Origin of the sequence: Enterobacter chuandaensis, assembly GCF_039718975.1 — a bacterium.
In the GTDB taxonomy this organism is placed as follows: domain Bacteria; phylum Pseudomonadota; class Gammaproteobacteria; order Enterobacterales; family Enterobacteriaceae; genus Enterobacter; species Enterobacter chuandaensis.
Window position 1 is genome coordinate 3,408,463 of record NZ_CP097173.1, and the last position, 13,867, is coordinate 3,422,329.

Annotated in this window: 12 protein-coding genes; 5 read left to right on the plus strand and 7 right to left on the minus strand. The window is 58.4% G+C overall.

Annotation, left to right across the window (positions count from 1 at the left end; translation table 11 throughout):
• Positions 1-46: 46 nt before the first annotated feature.
• The 4 genes from MX657_RS16460 to MX657_RS16475 form a co-directional block, all read right to left on the minus strand.
• Positions 47-946: a Dyp-type peroxidase gene (locus tag MX657_RS16460; protein WP_346806179.1), complete on the minus strand. Its 900-nt coding sequence runs from the start codon at positions 944-946 to the stop codon at positions 47-49.
• Positions 947-1,038: 92 nt separating this feature from the next.
• Complete coding sequence (locus MX657_RS16465; RefSeq protein WP_119915390.1) at positions 1,039-1,614, minus strand: RpoE-regulated lipoprotein; 576 nt, start codon at positions 1,612-1,614, stop codon at positions 1,039-1,041.
• 63 nt (positions 1,615-1,677) lie between these two features.
• Positions 1,678-2,127 (minus strand): DUF2919 domain-containing protein, encoded by a 450-nt coding sequence (locus MX657_RS16470; protein ID WP_346806180.1) that lies wholly within the window; start codon positions 2,125-2,127, stop codon positions 1,678-1,680.
• On the minus strand, positions 2,114-2,539 hold the full coding sequence (locus tag MX657_RS16475) for a GNAT family acetyltransferase (protein WP_003861292.1): 426 nt from the start codon (positions 2,537-2,539) through the stop codon (positions 2,114-2,116). The genes MX657_RS16470 and MX657_RS16475 overlap by 14 nt, the downstream gene beginning before the upstream one ends.
• A gap of 212 nt (positions 2,540-2,751) precedes the next feature.
• Between MX657_RS16475 and amiA the strand changes: the two genes are divergently transcribed.
• The gene (gene amiA, locus MX657_RS16480; protein WP_080328475.1) at positions 2,752-3,627 is read left to right on the plus strand and encodes an N-acetylmuramoyl-L-alanine amidase AmiA; all 876 of its coding nucleotides are present in this window, start codon (positions 2,752-2,754) and stop codon (positions 3,625-3,627) included.
• Positions 3,627-4,526 (plus strand): oxygen-dependent coproporphyrinogen oxidase, encoded by a 900-nt coding sequence (gene hemF, locus MX657_RS16485; protein ID WP_346806181.1) that lies wholly within the window; start codon positions 3,627-3,629, stop codon positions 4,524-4,526. The genes amiA and hemF overlap by 1 nt, the downstream gene beginning before the upstream one ends.
• Before the next feature lie 79 nt (positions 4,527-4,605).
• Here the strand turns inward: hemF and maeB are convergent, their stop codons facing one another.
• Complete coding sequence (maeB, locus tag MX657_RS16490) at positions 4,606-6,885, minus strand: NADP-dependent oxaloacetate-decarboxylating malate dehydrogenase (RefSeq protein ID WP_080328473.1); 2,280 nt, start codon at positions 6,883-6,885, stop codon at positions 4,606-4,608.
• A 289-nt stretch (positions 6,886-7,174) separates the two neighbouring features.
• Between maeB and tal the strand changes: the two genes are divergently transcribed.
• Entirely contained in the window at positions 7,175-8,125 is a 951-nt protein-coding gene (gene tal / locus MX657_RS16495; protein ID WP_080328472.1) for a transaldolase, read from the plus strand.
• 19 nt (positions 8,126-8,144) lie between these two features.
• Positions 8,145-10,133 carry a transketolase gene (gene tkt, locus MX657_RS16500; RefSeq protein WP_218727105.1) on the plus strand — a complete coding sequence of 663 codons (1,989 nt, stop codon included), beginning with the start codon at positions 8,145-8,147 and terminating at the stop codon, positions 10,131-10,133.
• A gap of 44 nt (positions 10,134-10,177) precedes the next feature.
• Here the strand turns inward: tkt and MX657_RS16505 are convergent, their stop codons facing one another.
• On the minus strand, positions 10,178-11,221 hold the full coding sequence (locus tag MX657_RS16505; RefSeq protein ID WP_346806182.1) for a DUF1176 domain-containing protein: 1,044 nt from the start codon (positions 11,219-11,221) through the stop codon (positions 10,178-10,180).
• A 109-nt stretch (positions 11,222-11,330) separates the two neighbouring features.
• A complete protein-coding gene (nudK, locus tag MX657_RS16510) occupies positions 11,331-11,921 on the minus strand; it encodes a GDP-mannose pyrophosphatase NudK (RefSeq protein ID WP_080328469.1) in 591 nt (196 codons plus the stop codon).
• A 236-nt stretch (positions 11,922-12,157) separates the two neighbouring features.
• Here nudK and narQ point away from each other — a divergent pair, with 236 nt between their 5' ends.
• On the plus strand, positions 12,158-13,852 hold the full coding sequence (narQ, locus tag MX657_RS16515; RefSeq protein WP_346806183.1) for a nitrate/nitrite two-component system sensor histidine kinase NarQ: 1,695 nt from the start codon (positions 12,158-12,160) through the stop codon (positions 13,850-13,852).
• Positions 13,853-13,867: the final 15 nt, after the last annotated feature.

Consider the following 13,867-nt stretch of genomic DNA (forward strand, 5'->3'; position numbering starts at 1 on the left):
CACTTTTCCCCTCTCCCCTGTTGGGAGAGGGACAGGGTGAGGGGTATTACAGCGCCAGCAGGCGCTCAACGGACGGCGCAAAGTAGTAGCCGCCGGTCACCGGTTTGGTGAAGCGCAGCATGGCGTCGCGCTTGCCGTCGGTGTCACCGAACATGCTCAGCAGCTGCTGCTCAATGTTGTACAGGCGCGCGCAGTAGGCGCAGAAGTAGAGGCCGTGCGTGCCGCTTGCCGTGCCGTACGGCAGGCTCTGACGAACAATCTTCAGCCCTTTACCGTTCTCTTTGAGGTCAACGCGGGACAGGTGAGAGGTCACCGGACGCTCATCGCCGTCAATCTCTTCGTTGGCTTCTTTGGTGCGGCCAATCATCATCTCCTGGTCGTGCACACTCATGCGGTTAAGCTGCTTGAGGTTGTGCTCCCAGCGCTGGACGAACACGTAGCTGCCGCCCGCGTCCACGCCGTCTTTGATCACCGCCACTTCACGGCGCGTCTCTTCACCCGCCGGGTTTTCGGTGCCGTCAACGAAGCCGCTCAGATCGCGCTCTTCCACCCAGCGGAAGCCGTGAACCTCTTCCTGCACGTCGATGCTGTCGCCAAAAGCCTCTACCGCCGCCTGTGCAACGGAAAAGTTCACGTCGTGGCGCAGGGAGAGGATGTGGATAAGTACGTCGTACTGGGTGGCCGGCGCCAGGCCTTTGCCGTAAGGGATGAAGTCTTTCAGCTCTTCCGCCCCTTCGCCGCCGCTCAGCTGACGCCAGACGTTATTGCCGAAGGCAACAACGGCACCCAGATGGGCTTCCGGGAATTTGGCCTGGAAGGTGGCCAGTTTATCAACGAAAACTTTGCTGGCCGCGCGCAGGGCATCCACGTCCCCTTTGACATTGGCTTCAATCCAAATCGCCGCGCGGCAATGTTCTGGCAAAATGCCACTCTGAACCTGAGACATCGCTCCTCCTGAAATAAAGATGCCACGTCAGCGTGGCATTGATGGCGGCTATTATACCCGGATTTCAGCGAGGCGGTTTGTTCAGGCGCAAATTACTGCTTCCAGACTATTTTGCTCACTTTCCAGCTCTTCAGCGTGTCGTCAGAGGGCATCAATCCTTCCGGGCCGCTCCAGGTTCCGGTGAAGATATAGCTGATGTGCTGGCTGCCTTCCGCCTTACATTCCACCGCGACCTTGTCGTCTGATGGTACGCTGGTGCAGTTGCCAAAGGCCTGCTTATAAAGTTCGCTAAACGGCGTACCCACTTTCACACCGCTCGCCGTCGGAATATCGTCATCCATCACGGCAATTCGGTTTACCGTGCCTTTGTCACCGTTGATCACCAGCGCCAGCTTGTCGCCCTTCAGCGCTTCAAAGTAACGCACAATGTTGCCATTCTCGGTTTTCATGCCGCTGCGCAGGCGATAGTCACTGCTCAGGGCATCCTGAATGGCGTCCTGCTCCAGCGCCGTAGACGCGGTAATTTTTCCTACGCCCTGCTCGGTGACTTCGGTGGACGAACCAAACCAGTTCCACGGATAGGCCGCAGACCAGTTAATGGAGGAGAGCGTCGAACAGCCGGTCAACGCCAGCGGGAGAGCGCATAAAAGTAAACGCAGCGATTTCATTGAAACGTCCTTTCTAATTAAATCAACGCTTGTTGGAGTGCGACTTCGGCAAAAAGTGCCGCATTAATCATCCTGATGCCTAAAACAGGCGCGAAGACGCGGGTTGGTCAGCAGCCACAGCAACGCCACGATATCCGCCACCACCAGCGTAATGCCAATACCCGTCAGCGGTTCACCGTACCACCAGAGCACCGGCTGCCAGAAGAGCAGCGCAATCTGGGCGAGGATCAGCAGCCAGCGAAGCCCGCCCCACAAGCGTGGCATCAGGTGCCGCCGCCCGCTGACCAAAAACGCCAGCACGGCAGGAATGCCCGGCAGTAATCCGATCCAGAAGGCATCGTGATCGGGATAGAAGAGATTCAGCAGCGTATCGCCCTGCCCGCGCGAGGCGCCGGCCATCACAAACAGCACCCAGGTGCGGGCCTGGAGGAGCAAAACGCACCAGAATAAGAAAGGCAGCCTGACGCGGCCCTGCGCGTCATAGTCAGCCGGGTGGATCTCAGTACTCTTCATCTTCAATCAAACGCTTACCTAGCGTCAGCACGTCGGCGTGCTCGTAGCCCAGACGCTCATACATGCCCAACACCACGTCGTTATCTTCCCGCACCATGATCTGGATTTTCGGGCAGCCTCGGGCGATGAGTTTCTTTTCCAGACGATTAAGCAGCGCATTGGCGATGCCGCGCGCCCGGTATTCCGGGTGCACGCCCAGATAATAGGCCGAGCCTCGGTGGCCATCGTAGCCGCCCATGACGGTGCCGACGACCTCGCCGTTCACTTCCGCGACCAGAAACAGGCTGACGTCGTGGTTTACCTTACGCTCGATGTCCATTTCCGGGTCGTTCCACGGACGCAGCAAATCGCAGCGCTCCCAAAGGGTGATCACCTCTTCGAAATCTTCCTGGCGAAAAACGCGTATCTCCATGGTATTAACTGCCTTTTCGGGTTTAAAAACAGTGATTATGGCGTGAACGGGACGTTTAGCCAATAACCGGGGAAAATCTCGCCAAAATTTGGCATAATGTCACTTTGTCACGTATTGAAATGAAAAGTAAAACAATTCTCAATAAGGACTGTCGTAACGGGAAACACGATACGATATAACACCAGGACCCCATTTTTTAGTATTCAGGCCGCATGAGCACATTCAAACCATTAAAAGCACTCACATCGCGTCGTCAGGTTCTCAAAGCGGGGCTGGCGGCCTTAACGTTAACGGGCATCGCTAAGCAGGCTCAGGCTAAAGACGAAAGCACGCTCAAAACCGGTAACGGACACAGCAAGCCGAAAACCAAAAAGCCGGGCGCAAAGCGTCTGGTGATGCTCGACCCGGGCCACGGCGGGATTGATACCGGCGCCATTGGCAAAAACGGGTCGAAAGAAAAACACGTCGTGCTGGCGATTGCAAAAAATGTGCGATCGATTTTACGCAGCAACGGCATTGACGCCCGCCTGACGCGCTCCGGCGACACGTTTATTCCGCTGTATGACCGCGTTGAGATCGCCCACCAGCACGGTGCGGATCTGTTTATGTCGATCCACGCGGACGGCTTTACCAACCCGTCAGCCGCAGGCGCTTCGGTGTTTGCTCTCTCCAACCGCGGCGCCAGTAGCGCCATGGCGAAGTACCTCTCCGACCGAGAAAACCGGGCGGATGAAGTGGCCGGGAAGAAAGCCACCGATAAAGATCATCTCTTACAGCAGGTGCTGTTTGACCTCGTGCAGACGGACACCATTAAAAACAGCCTGACGCTCGGCTCGCATATTCTCAAACGGATTAAGCCGGTGCATCGTCTGCACAGTAAAAGCACCGAACAGGCGGCGTTTGTGGTGCTGAAGTCACCGTCCATCCCGTCCGTGCTGGTGGAAACGTCCTTTATTACCAACCCGGAAGAAGAGCGCCTGCTCGGCACTGCGGCGTTTCGCCAGAAGATCGCCAACGCCATCGCCTCCGGCATTATCAGTTACTTCAACTGGTTCGATAACCAGAAAGCGCACTCCAGGAAACGCTGATGAAACCCAATGCACAGCTGGTCAAAACGTTCCTGCTGCAGCAGCAGGATGAGATTTGCCGGAAACTGGCCGCCGCAGACGGCGGCGAATTCCAGGAAGATAGCTGGCAGCGCGAAGCGGGCGGCGGCGGGCGCAGCCGCGTGCTGCGTAACGGCGGCATCTTCGAACAGGCGGGAGTGAATTTCTCCCACGTTCACGGCGATGCCATGCCCGCGTCTGCGACCGCGCATCGCCCTGAGCTGGCGGGCCGCAGCTTCGAAGCGATGGGCGTCTCGCTGGTGATCCACCCGCATAACCCGTTCGTGCCGACCAGCCACGCCAACGTGCGCTTTTTCATTGCAGAAAAACCGGGAGCCGAACCGGTCTGGTGGTTTGGCGGCGGTTTCGACCTCACGCCCTACTACGGCTTTGAAGAGGATGCCGTGCACTGGCACACCACCGCGCGCGACCTCTGCCAGCCGTTTGGCGAAGACGTCTACCCGAAATTTAAAAAGTGGTGCGACGACTACTTTTACCTGAAGCACCGCGACGAGCAGCGCGGCATCGGCGGATTGTTCTTTGACGATCTCAACACGCCGGATTTTGACACCGCGTTCAGCTTTATGCGCGCGGTGGGCGAAGGCTTTACCGACGCGTACCTGCCGATTGTCGAACGCCGTAAAAACACCGACTACGGCGTGCGCGAGCGCGAGTTCCAGCTTTATCGTCGCGGGCGCTACGTGGAGTTCAACCTGGTGTGGGATCGCGGTACGCTGTTCGGCCTGCAGACCGGCGGACGCACGGAATCGATTTTAATGTCGATGCCGCCGCTGGTGCGCTGGGAGTACTGCTACGAACCAAAAGAAGGCAGCCCGGAGGCTGCCTTGAGTGAGTTTCTTAAAGTACGCGACTGGATTTAACTGCCGGATGGCGCTGCGCTTATCCGGCCTACTCAATCCGTAGGTCGGGTAAGCGAACGCGCCACCCGACAAAACGCCCTTACAGCGGCTGCGTCTGCGCCTCAACTACCGCCAGCGCCACCATGTTCACGATGCGGCGCACGGAGGCAATCGGCGTTAATACATGCACGGGTTTCGCCACGCCCATCAGCACCGGCCCCACGGTCACCCCTTCAGAGCTGGAGACGCGCAGCAGGTTATAGCTGATACGCGCCGCTTCCACGTTCGGCATAATCAGTATGTTCGCCGATCCCTTCAGCGGGCTGTCCGGCATACGTTCGTTACGGATGCTCTCCACCAGCGCGGCATCGCCGTGCATTTCCCCGTCAATCATCAGCTCTGGCGCACGCTCGCGCACCAGCTCCAGGGTCTGGCGCATTTTGCATGCCGCCGCGGATTTAGACGAACCAAAGTTAGAGTGCGACAGCAGCGCCACCTTCGGCTCGATACCAAAGCGGCGCACGGTCTCGGCGGCCATTACGGTGATCTCCGCCAGCTCGTCCGGAGTCGGATCGTCATTCACGTAGGTATCTGCAATAAAGGTGTTGCCGCTTGGCAGCAGCAGCGCGTTCATCGCCCCGGCGGTATGAACGCCGTCGCGATAGCCGAAGATCTCCTGCACCACGCTGAAGTGCTCGTGGTAATCGCCGATGGTGCCGCAGATCAGCGCATCCGCTTCGCCGCGATGCACCATAATCGCGCCGATCACCGTGGTATTGCTGATCACCGCCCGCTGCGCCTGCTCCTGGGTGATCCCGCGACGCTTCATGATCGCGTAGTATTCGTTCCAGTACTCCTTAAAGCGCGGATCGGATTCGTTGTTAACGATCTCGAAGTCGACGCCCGGCTTGATCTGCAGGCCCAGCTTCTGAATACGCATCTCGATCACGCTCGGACGACCGATCAGGATCGGCTTCGCCAGCCCTAAGGTGATCAGCTCCTGCGTCGCGTGCAGCACGCGCGCCTCTTCCCCTTCCGCCAGCACCACGCGCTTCGCGTCGGCGCGCGCCTGGGAGAATATCGGCTTCATAAACAGGTTGGTTTTGTAGACAAACTCGGTGAGCTTATCGACGTACGCGTCGAAATCGGTTATCGGGCGCGTCGCCACGCCGGAGTCCATCGCCGCTTTGGCAACAGCTGGCGCAATTTTGACAATCAGGCGCGGGTCGAACGGTTTTGGAATAATGTAGTCCGGGCCAAAGCTCAGATCCTGATCGCCATAGGCAGACGCGACCACTTCGCTCTGCTCGGCGTGGGCCAGCTCCGCAATGGCGTGAACCGCGGCCAGCTTCATCTCTTCGTTGATCGCCGTTGCGCCCACGTCCAGTGCACCGCGGAAGATGAACGGGAAGCAGAGCACGTTGTTGACCTGGTTCGGGTAATCCGAACGGCCGGTACAGATAATGGCGTCTTCGCGCACCGCTTTCGCCAGCGGCGGCAGAATTTCCGGCTCAGGGTTCGCCAGCGCCAGAATCATTGGCGCGCGCGCCATTTTCTTCACCATCTCCTGGGTCAGCACTTTCGGTCCTGAACAACCAAGGAAGATATCCGCGCCGTCAATCACGTCCTCAAGCGTACGCTTGCCGTCGTCTTCCACCGCGTACGCCGCTTTGGTTTCCGCCATGTTCGGCTCGCGGTCCTTATAGATCACGCCTTTGGAATCGCAGACTACAATGTTGTGTTTCTGCATCCCCAGCGCCACCAGCAGGTTCATACAGGCGATGGCCGCAGCCCCCGCACCGGAGACCACCATGCGCACGTCGGAGAGATTTTTCTCCACCACGCGCAGGCCGTTGAGAATGGCAGCGGTGCTGATGATCGCCGTACCGTGCTGGTCGTCATGGAACACGGGAATGTTCATACGCTCGCGCAGCTTCTGCTCGATATAGAAACATTCCGGCGCTTTGATGTCTTCCAGGTTGATACCGCCGAAGGTCGGCTCCAGCGCGGCCACCACATTGATGAATTTATCGGGATCGAGTTCGTCCACTTCGATATCGAACACGTCAATACCGGCGAATTTCTTGAACAGAACGCCCTTCCCTTCCATCACCGGCTTACCGGCCAGCGCGCCGATGTTACCGAGACCCAGTACCGCCGTGCCGTTAGAGATCACTGCGACAAGGTTGCCGCGCGCGGTGTATTTGTAGGCCGCCAGCGGGTCTTTTTCGATCTCCAGACACGGCGCAGCAACGCCCGGCGAGTAGGCCAGCGCCAGATCGCGCTGCGTCGCCAGCGGCTTGGTGGGGGAGACCTGAATTTTACCGGGGACAGGGAACTCGTGAAAATCGAGGGCACTCTGTTTCAACTGCTCATCCATCTTATTTTTCCTTTCACGTATCGATCAAAAGGGTGACGTAAGCGATCCTGATGCACACCCTGGTGTGTCGCCTAGTATCGCCTCAGGACAGCGCATAAACTTTGAAGGCTGCCAAACTCTCACCATCAAACATTAAAAATTGTTATCAATTTATATCAGCCATGTTACCCGTCTCAAAAGCAATGCCTCCCCCGTCTGCTATGCTTTTTTGTTAAGTCCATCATGATTTTCTCAGAAGTGTGAACTAACGCACTCATCTAACTCTTTTATTTCCAAGGAGTAATTATTTATGAACCAGCTAGACGGCATCAAACAATTCACCACCGTGGTTGCAGACAGCGGCGATATCGAGTCGATTCGCCACTATCAGCCGGAGGATGCGACCACCAACCCTTCGCTGCTGCTCAAAGCGGCGGGGCTTGCCCATTTTAGTCATCTGATTGATGACGCGATTGCCTACGGCAAACAGCGCGGGAAAACGCAGGAGCAGCAGGTTGCCGAAGCCAGCGACAAGCTGGCGGTTAATTTTGGTGCGGAAATTCTGAAAAGCATTCCGGGGCGCGTCTCTACCGAAGTGGATGCCCGCCTCTCATTCGACCAGGAAAAGAGTATTAACAAGGCGCGTCGTCTGGTGGAGCTCTACCAGGAGCAGGGGATCGATAAATCACGCATTCTGATCAAGCTCGCGTCGACGTGGGAAGGCATCCGCGCGGCGGAGGTGCTGGAAAAAGAGGGTATCCACTGCAACCTGACGCTGCTGTTCTCCTTTGCGCAGGCGCGCGCCTGTGCCGAGGCGGGCGTGTTCCTGATCTCGCCGTTTGTCGGGCGTATTTACGACTGGTACCAGGCGAAGCAGCCGATGGATCCGTACGTGGTAGAGGAAGACCCTGGCGTGAAGTCGGTGCGTAATATCTACGATTATTACAAACAGCACCGCTACGAAACCATCGTGATGGGGGCCAGCTTCCGCCGCACCGAGCAGATCCTGGCGCTCGCGGGCTGCGACCGCCTGACCATCTCCCCTGATCTGCTGAAAAAGCTGCAGGAGAGCGACGAAACGGTGATGCGTAAGCTGGTACCGACCTCTACCGTCCTGCCGAAACCAAAAGCCATGACCGAAGCAGAGTTCCGCTGGGAGCATAACCAGGATCCTATGGCCGTGGAAAAACTGGCGGACGGCATTCGCCAGTTCGCCGTCGACCAGCGCAAACTTGAAGATCTTCTCGCCGCCAAACTTTAACCTTGCCACGGAGTGAACTATGTCCCGTAAAGAGCTCGCCAACGCCATTCGCGCCCTCAGCATGGATGCCGTGCAAAAAGCCAATTCCGGCCACCCTGGCGCCCCGATGGGGATGGCCGATATTGCCGAAGTGCTGTGGAACGACTTCCTGAAGCACAACCCTAACGACCCGACCTGGTACGACCGCGACCGTTTTATTCTTTCCAACGGCCACGCCTCGATGCTGCTCTACAGCCTGCTGCACCTTTCCGGCTACGATCTGCCGCTGGAAGAGCTTAAAAACTTCCGCCAGTTGCACTCCAAAACGCCGGGCCACCCGGAGATTGGCTATACGCCGGGCGTTGAAACCACCACCGGGCCGCTGGGCCAGGGGCTGGCCAATGCCGTCGGGCTGGCGATTGCCGAGCGCACGCTGGCCGCGCAGTTTAACCAGCCGGACCACGAGATTGTCGATCACTACACCTACGTCTTTATGGGTGACGGCTGCCTGATGGAGGGGATCTCCCACGAGGTCTGCTCGCTGGCCGGCACGCTGGGGCTCGGCAAGCTGATTGGCTTCTACGACCACAACGGCATCTCCATCGACGGGGAAACCGAGGGCTGGTTTACCGACGACACGGCAAAACGCTTTGAAGCCTATCACTGGCACGTGGTGCACGAAATCGACGGCCACGATCCTGAGGCGGTAAAGAAAGCAATTCAGGAAGCGCAGAGCGTGACGGACAAACCCTCCCTGATTATCTGCCGCACCACCATTGGCTTCGGCTCACCGAACAAAGCGGGCAAAGAAGAGGCGCACGGCGCGGCGCTGGGCGAGGAGGAAGTGGCGTTAACCCGGCAGAAGCTGGGCTGGAAATACCCGCCCTTTGAGATCCCAAAAGAGATCTACCGAGCCTGGGATGCGCGCGAGGACGGTGAGAAAGCACAGCACGCGTGGAACGAAAAATTTGCCGCCTACAAAAAAGCGCACCCGGAGCTGGCCGCCGAGTTTTCCCGCCGCATGAGCGGTGGCCTGCCGGAGGACTGGGACGATAAAACCCAGGCGCTGATTGAAAACCTGCAGTCTAACCCGGCGAAAATCGCCACCCGTAAGGCGTCGCAAAATACCCTGAACGCGATTGGCCCAATCCTGCCCGAACTGCTGGGCGGCTCGGCGGATCTGGCGCCAAGTAACCTGACGATCTGGTCCGGCTCGAAATCGCTCAAAGAGGACATCGCCGGGAACTACATTCACTACGGCGTGCGCGAGTTCGGGATGACCGCCATCGCCAACGGCATTGCCCACCACGGCGGCTTCGTGCCGTATACCGCCACCTTCCTGATGTTCGTCGAGTACGCCCGTAACGCGGCACGCATGGCGGCGCTGATGAAGGCCCGGCAGATCATGGTTTACACCCACGACTCCATCGGGCTGGGTGAAGATGGCCCGACGCACCAGGCGGTGGAACAGCTCGCGAGCCTGCGCTTAACGCCGAACTTCAGCACCTGGCGTCCGTGCGATCAGGTCGAGGCCGCGGTGGGCTGGAAGCTGGCGGTGGAACGTCACAATGGCCCAACGGCATTAATTCTGTCACGCCAGAACCTGGCGCAGATTGAGCGCACGCCGGAGCAGGTAAAAAACATCGCCCGCGGCGGTTACATCCTGAAAGACAGCGGCGGCAAGCCGGACGTTATCCTGATTGCCACCGGCTCTGAGGTGGAAATTACGGTGAAAGCGGCGGAGAAACTGACCGCCGAAGGTCACGCGGTGCGCGTGGTATCCCTGCCCTCAACGGATATCTTTGACGCCCAGGATGAGGCGTACCGGGAATCGGTACTGCCGTCCAGCGTCGCGGCACGCGTGGCGGTGGAGGCCGGTATTGCCGATTACTGGTACAAATATGTGGGACTGAAAGGAGCGATTGTTGGCATGCGGGGTTACGGTGAATCCGCCCCTGCCGACAAGCTGTTCCCGTATTTCGGCTTTACCGTTGAGAACGTGGTGGAGAAGGCGCTGAGCGTGATCTAGTGCGGTCTGCGTTGCCGGGTAAGCGACAGCGCCACCCGGCAAAACTAGCGTGTGATCCACAGCGTGGGCCAGGCATCTGGCCCATTCCAGTTATCACAGCTCGGCTCCTCGGCGTAGCGCACCAGGCGGAAACGCTGGCCGTCAAAACGCCAGCGCGTCTGGATCCCACAGTCTCCGATCCCGCGCCCCAGCGCCAGCGTCGTCAGCTCGCGCGTCTTCTCATCAAAGCGGGTATTCATGAGCTCCATGTCACTGCTCTGGCTGGAGGGGGTAAACGGCAGACGCAGCCTGACGCTTCTGGCAGCAAACGGTTTTTTACGCGACACCAGCCACGCGAGGTCGACGGTATTGTACGCGCCCGCTTCACAGCTGATGATCATCAGCGCTTTGTCATCGGTCAACGCGGTCACGCGCACTTCCCGACGGTTTGGGTCGAGGGAGCACTGGCTGTGGTTCATGCGCCAGTTACCGTAATCCAGCAGATCGTTCAGTTCGCCATGCGTCAGTGGCGTCGGCGTCGGGTTCACAACGGCTACCTTTTTTAACGCTGGTGCCGGCGGCACGCTCAGCGGCGGGCTATCCCCTTTTCTAATCCATGCCGTTTCGCTGCCAACGCGCTTCTGCTGGGCGTCGATAAACAGCAGCGCCGCTTTCAGGCCGACCAGCGAGATCGTCTGCTTTCCTCCGCGCAGGGTCAGCGCCTGCCCTTCCTGAATGGTTTTCAGAAACGTGGTAATGGTGCCCGTATCGTCAGTCTTGAGATGCCAGGACGTTAACTGCCAGTGCGGTGCAGTGAGTTTTAACGGAACATTGTCGAGCAGCAGGCGCGGGGCGATGTCAGGCTCTTTTACAGGTGGGGCCGAAAGTCCGCCGAGATCGATGCGCAGGCTGGCGTCCGTTTTCGCACCGGCGCTACGGCTCAGGGTCATGACCAGACCGTGATGCTCGCCGGTATTGCGCGCTACGCAAAAATTCTGGTTATTGCAGGTAACCTGCCAGTCTGAGAAGGACTGCTGTGCAGGCGCGGCCCACACCCGCGGTGCAGGTAGCACGCAAAAAACGAAGAGAAGAAAAACGCAGTAGCGCATGAATGGCACAGCCCCGGAAACGAATAGGTCAATCTGGGGCGTATCTTCGTGCCCAGGGCGGGCGGGCTCAATCGGATTTATCGGATAGATTTATCTGAAATACAACTTATCACGATACCTGAGCGCCGTTCATCAGTCCGCTGGTTTGCAGATACTGCAGCAGGATCACCGCTTTACCGTCGCGGATTTCGCCGCGTTTGACCATCTCAACGGCCTGAGCGAAAGGCATTTCCAGCACTTCAATATCTTCATCCTCTACGCCGCCGCCGCGGTGAGTGCGCTGGGCATCGGTGTATTCCGCAATGAAGAAGTGGACCAACTCGGTGACGCCGCCAGGGGACATGAAAAGCTCAAAGACTTTTTGCACCTCTCCCACTTCAAAACCTGTCTCCTCGACGGCCTCCTTGCGGATGCAGACTTCCGGCTCATCGTCATCAAGCAGACCGGCGCAGGTTTCAATCAGACGCCCGTCCTCGTTGCCGTTGACCCAGGTTGCGACCCGAAACTGGCGAATCAGCACCACGCTCTGCTTTTCACGGTTATACAGCAGAATGGTTGCGCCATTGCCCCGGTCGTAGACTTCGCGTTTGTGGCGAATCACGTCACCGTTCTTACGGGTTAAATCGTAAGTGATGTTACGCAGGACAAAGTAATTTTCAGAAAGGATTTTGTCTTTGATAACGGTAATGTTCAGGGACATACGGGCTCCACGGCTAAATGAGTCTATTTATACTACCCCGTGAAGCCCGCTTTGTCGTTCGTCGGCTCAGGCAGCGCGTCTCTTCCCTCCAGATTTCAGGTTAATGCCCAAAGCGGTATTCGGATCAATAACCTTATCTTTAGTACGAATAAGCTATTTGCTCGCTACGCCGTTATCAGGCAATGTACAACTGCCCGTGACCTGTGGCTGAGCCATTTTATGCAGAGATCCGTTCCGTGACCGTTAAACGCCCCGTTTCAGGGAGCCTTGCCTGGGCTTTCTTTTCGATCATTGCCTTGTCTGTGCTGACCAGCACCGTCGCGCTGCTGACGCTTGCAAGCAGCCAGCGTGACGCTGAAGCCATCAATATTGCGGGTTCACTGCGCATGCAGAGCTACCGTCTCGGCTATGAAATGCAGCGCAACAGCCCTTCTCTCATCGCGCATCGCGAGAGCTGGCAGCGGACGTTAAGCGCCCCCTCCCTGCAGAAGCTGAACCGCTGGTACGTCCCGGACAACGTTAAAGCGCGCTATCAGCAGCTGCACGTGGCCTGGCTGGAAATGGATAAGCACATCGCCCGCGGCGACAGCGCCTGGTATGACGCGCATATTGAGGATTTTGTCGGCCGCATTGATGCCTTTGTGCTCGCCCTCCAGCACTACACCGAAAATAAAATCCAGACGGTGACCCTGCTCTCTCTGGCTGGCGCGCTCGGGATCCTGCTGCTGACGCTGTTTACCCTGCGGCGCATTCGTCGCCAGGTGGTGTTGCCGCTGAACAATCTGGTGGCGGCCAGCGAACGCATTGAGCGAGGCGAATTTACGACCCCAGCGCCGGACACCGCCCTGCCCAACGAGCTGGGTCAGCTCTCCCGCGCCTTTAACCATATGTCGGGCGAACTGCATACTCTGTATCGTTCGCTTGAAGCCTCCGTCGCGGAAAAGACGCGGCATTTACATGAGGCCCACCAGCAGCTCGACATGCTGTTCAAATGCTCCCAGGCGCTGAATACCGGGCAGATAGACAGCCTGTGCTTCCGGCACATTTTGCAGATTGTCCATGAATACACGCAGATGAATTACCTGGAATTACGCACCAGCGACGACTGGCGGCTGTGTGAAGGCACGGAGTCGGACGCTCTCCCTCTGCAAAACCTGCCGGTTCTGATGCAGGACACCCTCTACGGCGAGCTGCGCTGGCAAAGCGAGGCGGGCAGCGTTCCCCTCCCGCTGATGAGAAGCGTGGCGACCATGCTCGGGCGCGGGCTGTACTTTAACCAGGCGCAGAAGCATTACCAGCAGCTGCTGCTGATGGAGGAGCGCGCCACCATCGCCCGCGAGCTGCATGATTCGCTGGCGCAGGTGCTCTCCTATCTGCGGATCCAGCTCACGCTGCTTAAACACGCCGTACCGGAGGATAATGCCCCCGCGCAGGCGATCATCACCGACTTCTCCCGCGAGCTGAACAACGCCTGGCAGCAGCTGCGCGAGCTGCTGACCACCTTCCGCCTGACGCTGAATCATGCGAATTTACCCGCGGCGCTGCAGGAGTCCCTCGATGCCCTGCAGAGCCAGACGCAGGCGAAGCTGCATCTCGACTGCCGTCTCTCCTCGCTGGCGCTGGATGCGCAGAAGCAGGTGCATTTGCTGCAGATCGTGCGGGAGGCCGTGCTCAATGCGATCAAGCACGCTCAGGCCAGCGAGATCACCGTCAGCTGCGTGACCGCCGTAGACGGTACGCACAGCGTCAGCATTCGCGATAACGGCATCGGGATTGGCGAGGCCAGCGAGCCGCCGGGACACTACGGGTTGAACATTATGCGAGAACGCGCGCAACGGCTCGGCGGAACGCTGCACTTTTCGCAGCCGCAAAGCGGCGGCACGCAGGTCAGCGTGACGTTCCCGGTGCCCGCGCCGTTAACCGGTAAATAACGGTAAAGGAGGAAG

Coding starts and splice junctions, on each gene's coding strand:
- nudK (WP_080328469.1), bottom strand. CDS start 11,921: ATGTCCCTGAACATTACCGTTATCAAAGACAAAATCCTTTCTGAAAAT.
- MX657_RS16460 (WP_346806179.1), bottom strand. CDS start 946: ATGTCTCAGGTTCAGAGTGGCATTTTGCCAGAACATTGCCGCGCGGCG.
- tal (WP_080328472.1), top strand. CDS start 7,175: ATGAACCAGCTAGACGGCATCAAACAATTCACCACCGTGGTTGCAGAC.
- MX657_RS16475 (WP_003861292.1), bottom strand. CDS start 2,539: ATGGAGATACGCGTTTTTCGCCAGGAAGATTTCGAAGAGGTGATCACC.
- maeB (WP_080328473.1), bottom strand. CDS start 6,885: ATGGATGAGCAGTTGAAACAGAGTGCCCTCGATTTTCACGAGTTCCCT.
- hemF (WP_346806181.1), top strand. CDS start 3,627: ATGAAACCCAATGCACAGCTGGTCAAAACGTTCCTGCTGCAGCAGCAG.
- MX657_RS16465 (WP_119915390.1), bottom strand. CDS start 1,614: ATGAAATCGCTGCGTTTACTTTTATGCGCTCTCCCGCTGGCGTTGACC.
- MX657_RS16505 (WP_346806182.1), bottom strand. CDS start 11,221: ATGCGCTACTGCGTTTTTCTTCTCTTCGTTTTTTGCGTGCTACCTGCA.
- amiA (WP_080328475.1), top strand. CDS start 2,752: ATGAGCACATTCAAACCATTAAAAGCACTCACATCGCGTCGTCAGGTT.
- MX657_RS16470 (WP_346806180.1), bottom strand. CDS start 2,127: ATGAAGAGTACTGAGATCCACCCGGCTGACTATGACGCGCAGGGCCGC.
- tkt (WP_218727105.1), top strand. CDS start 8,145: ATGTCCCGTAAAGAGCTCGCCAACGCCATTCGCGCCCTCAGCATGGAT.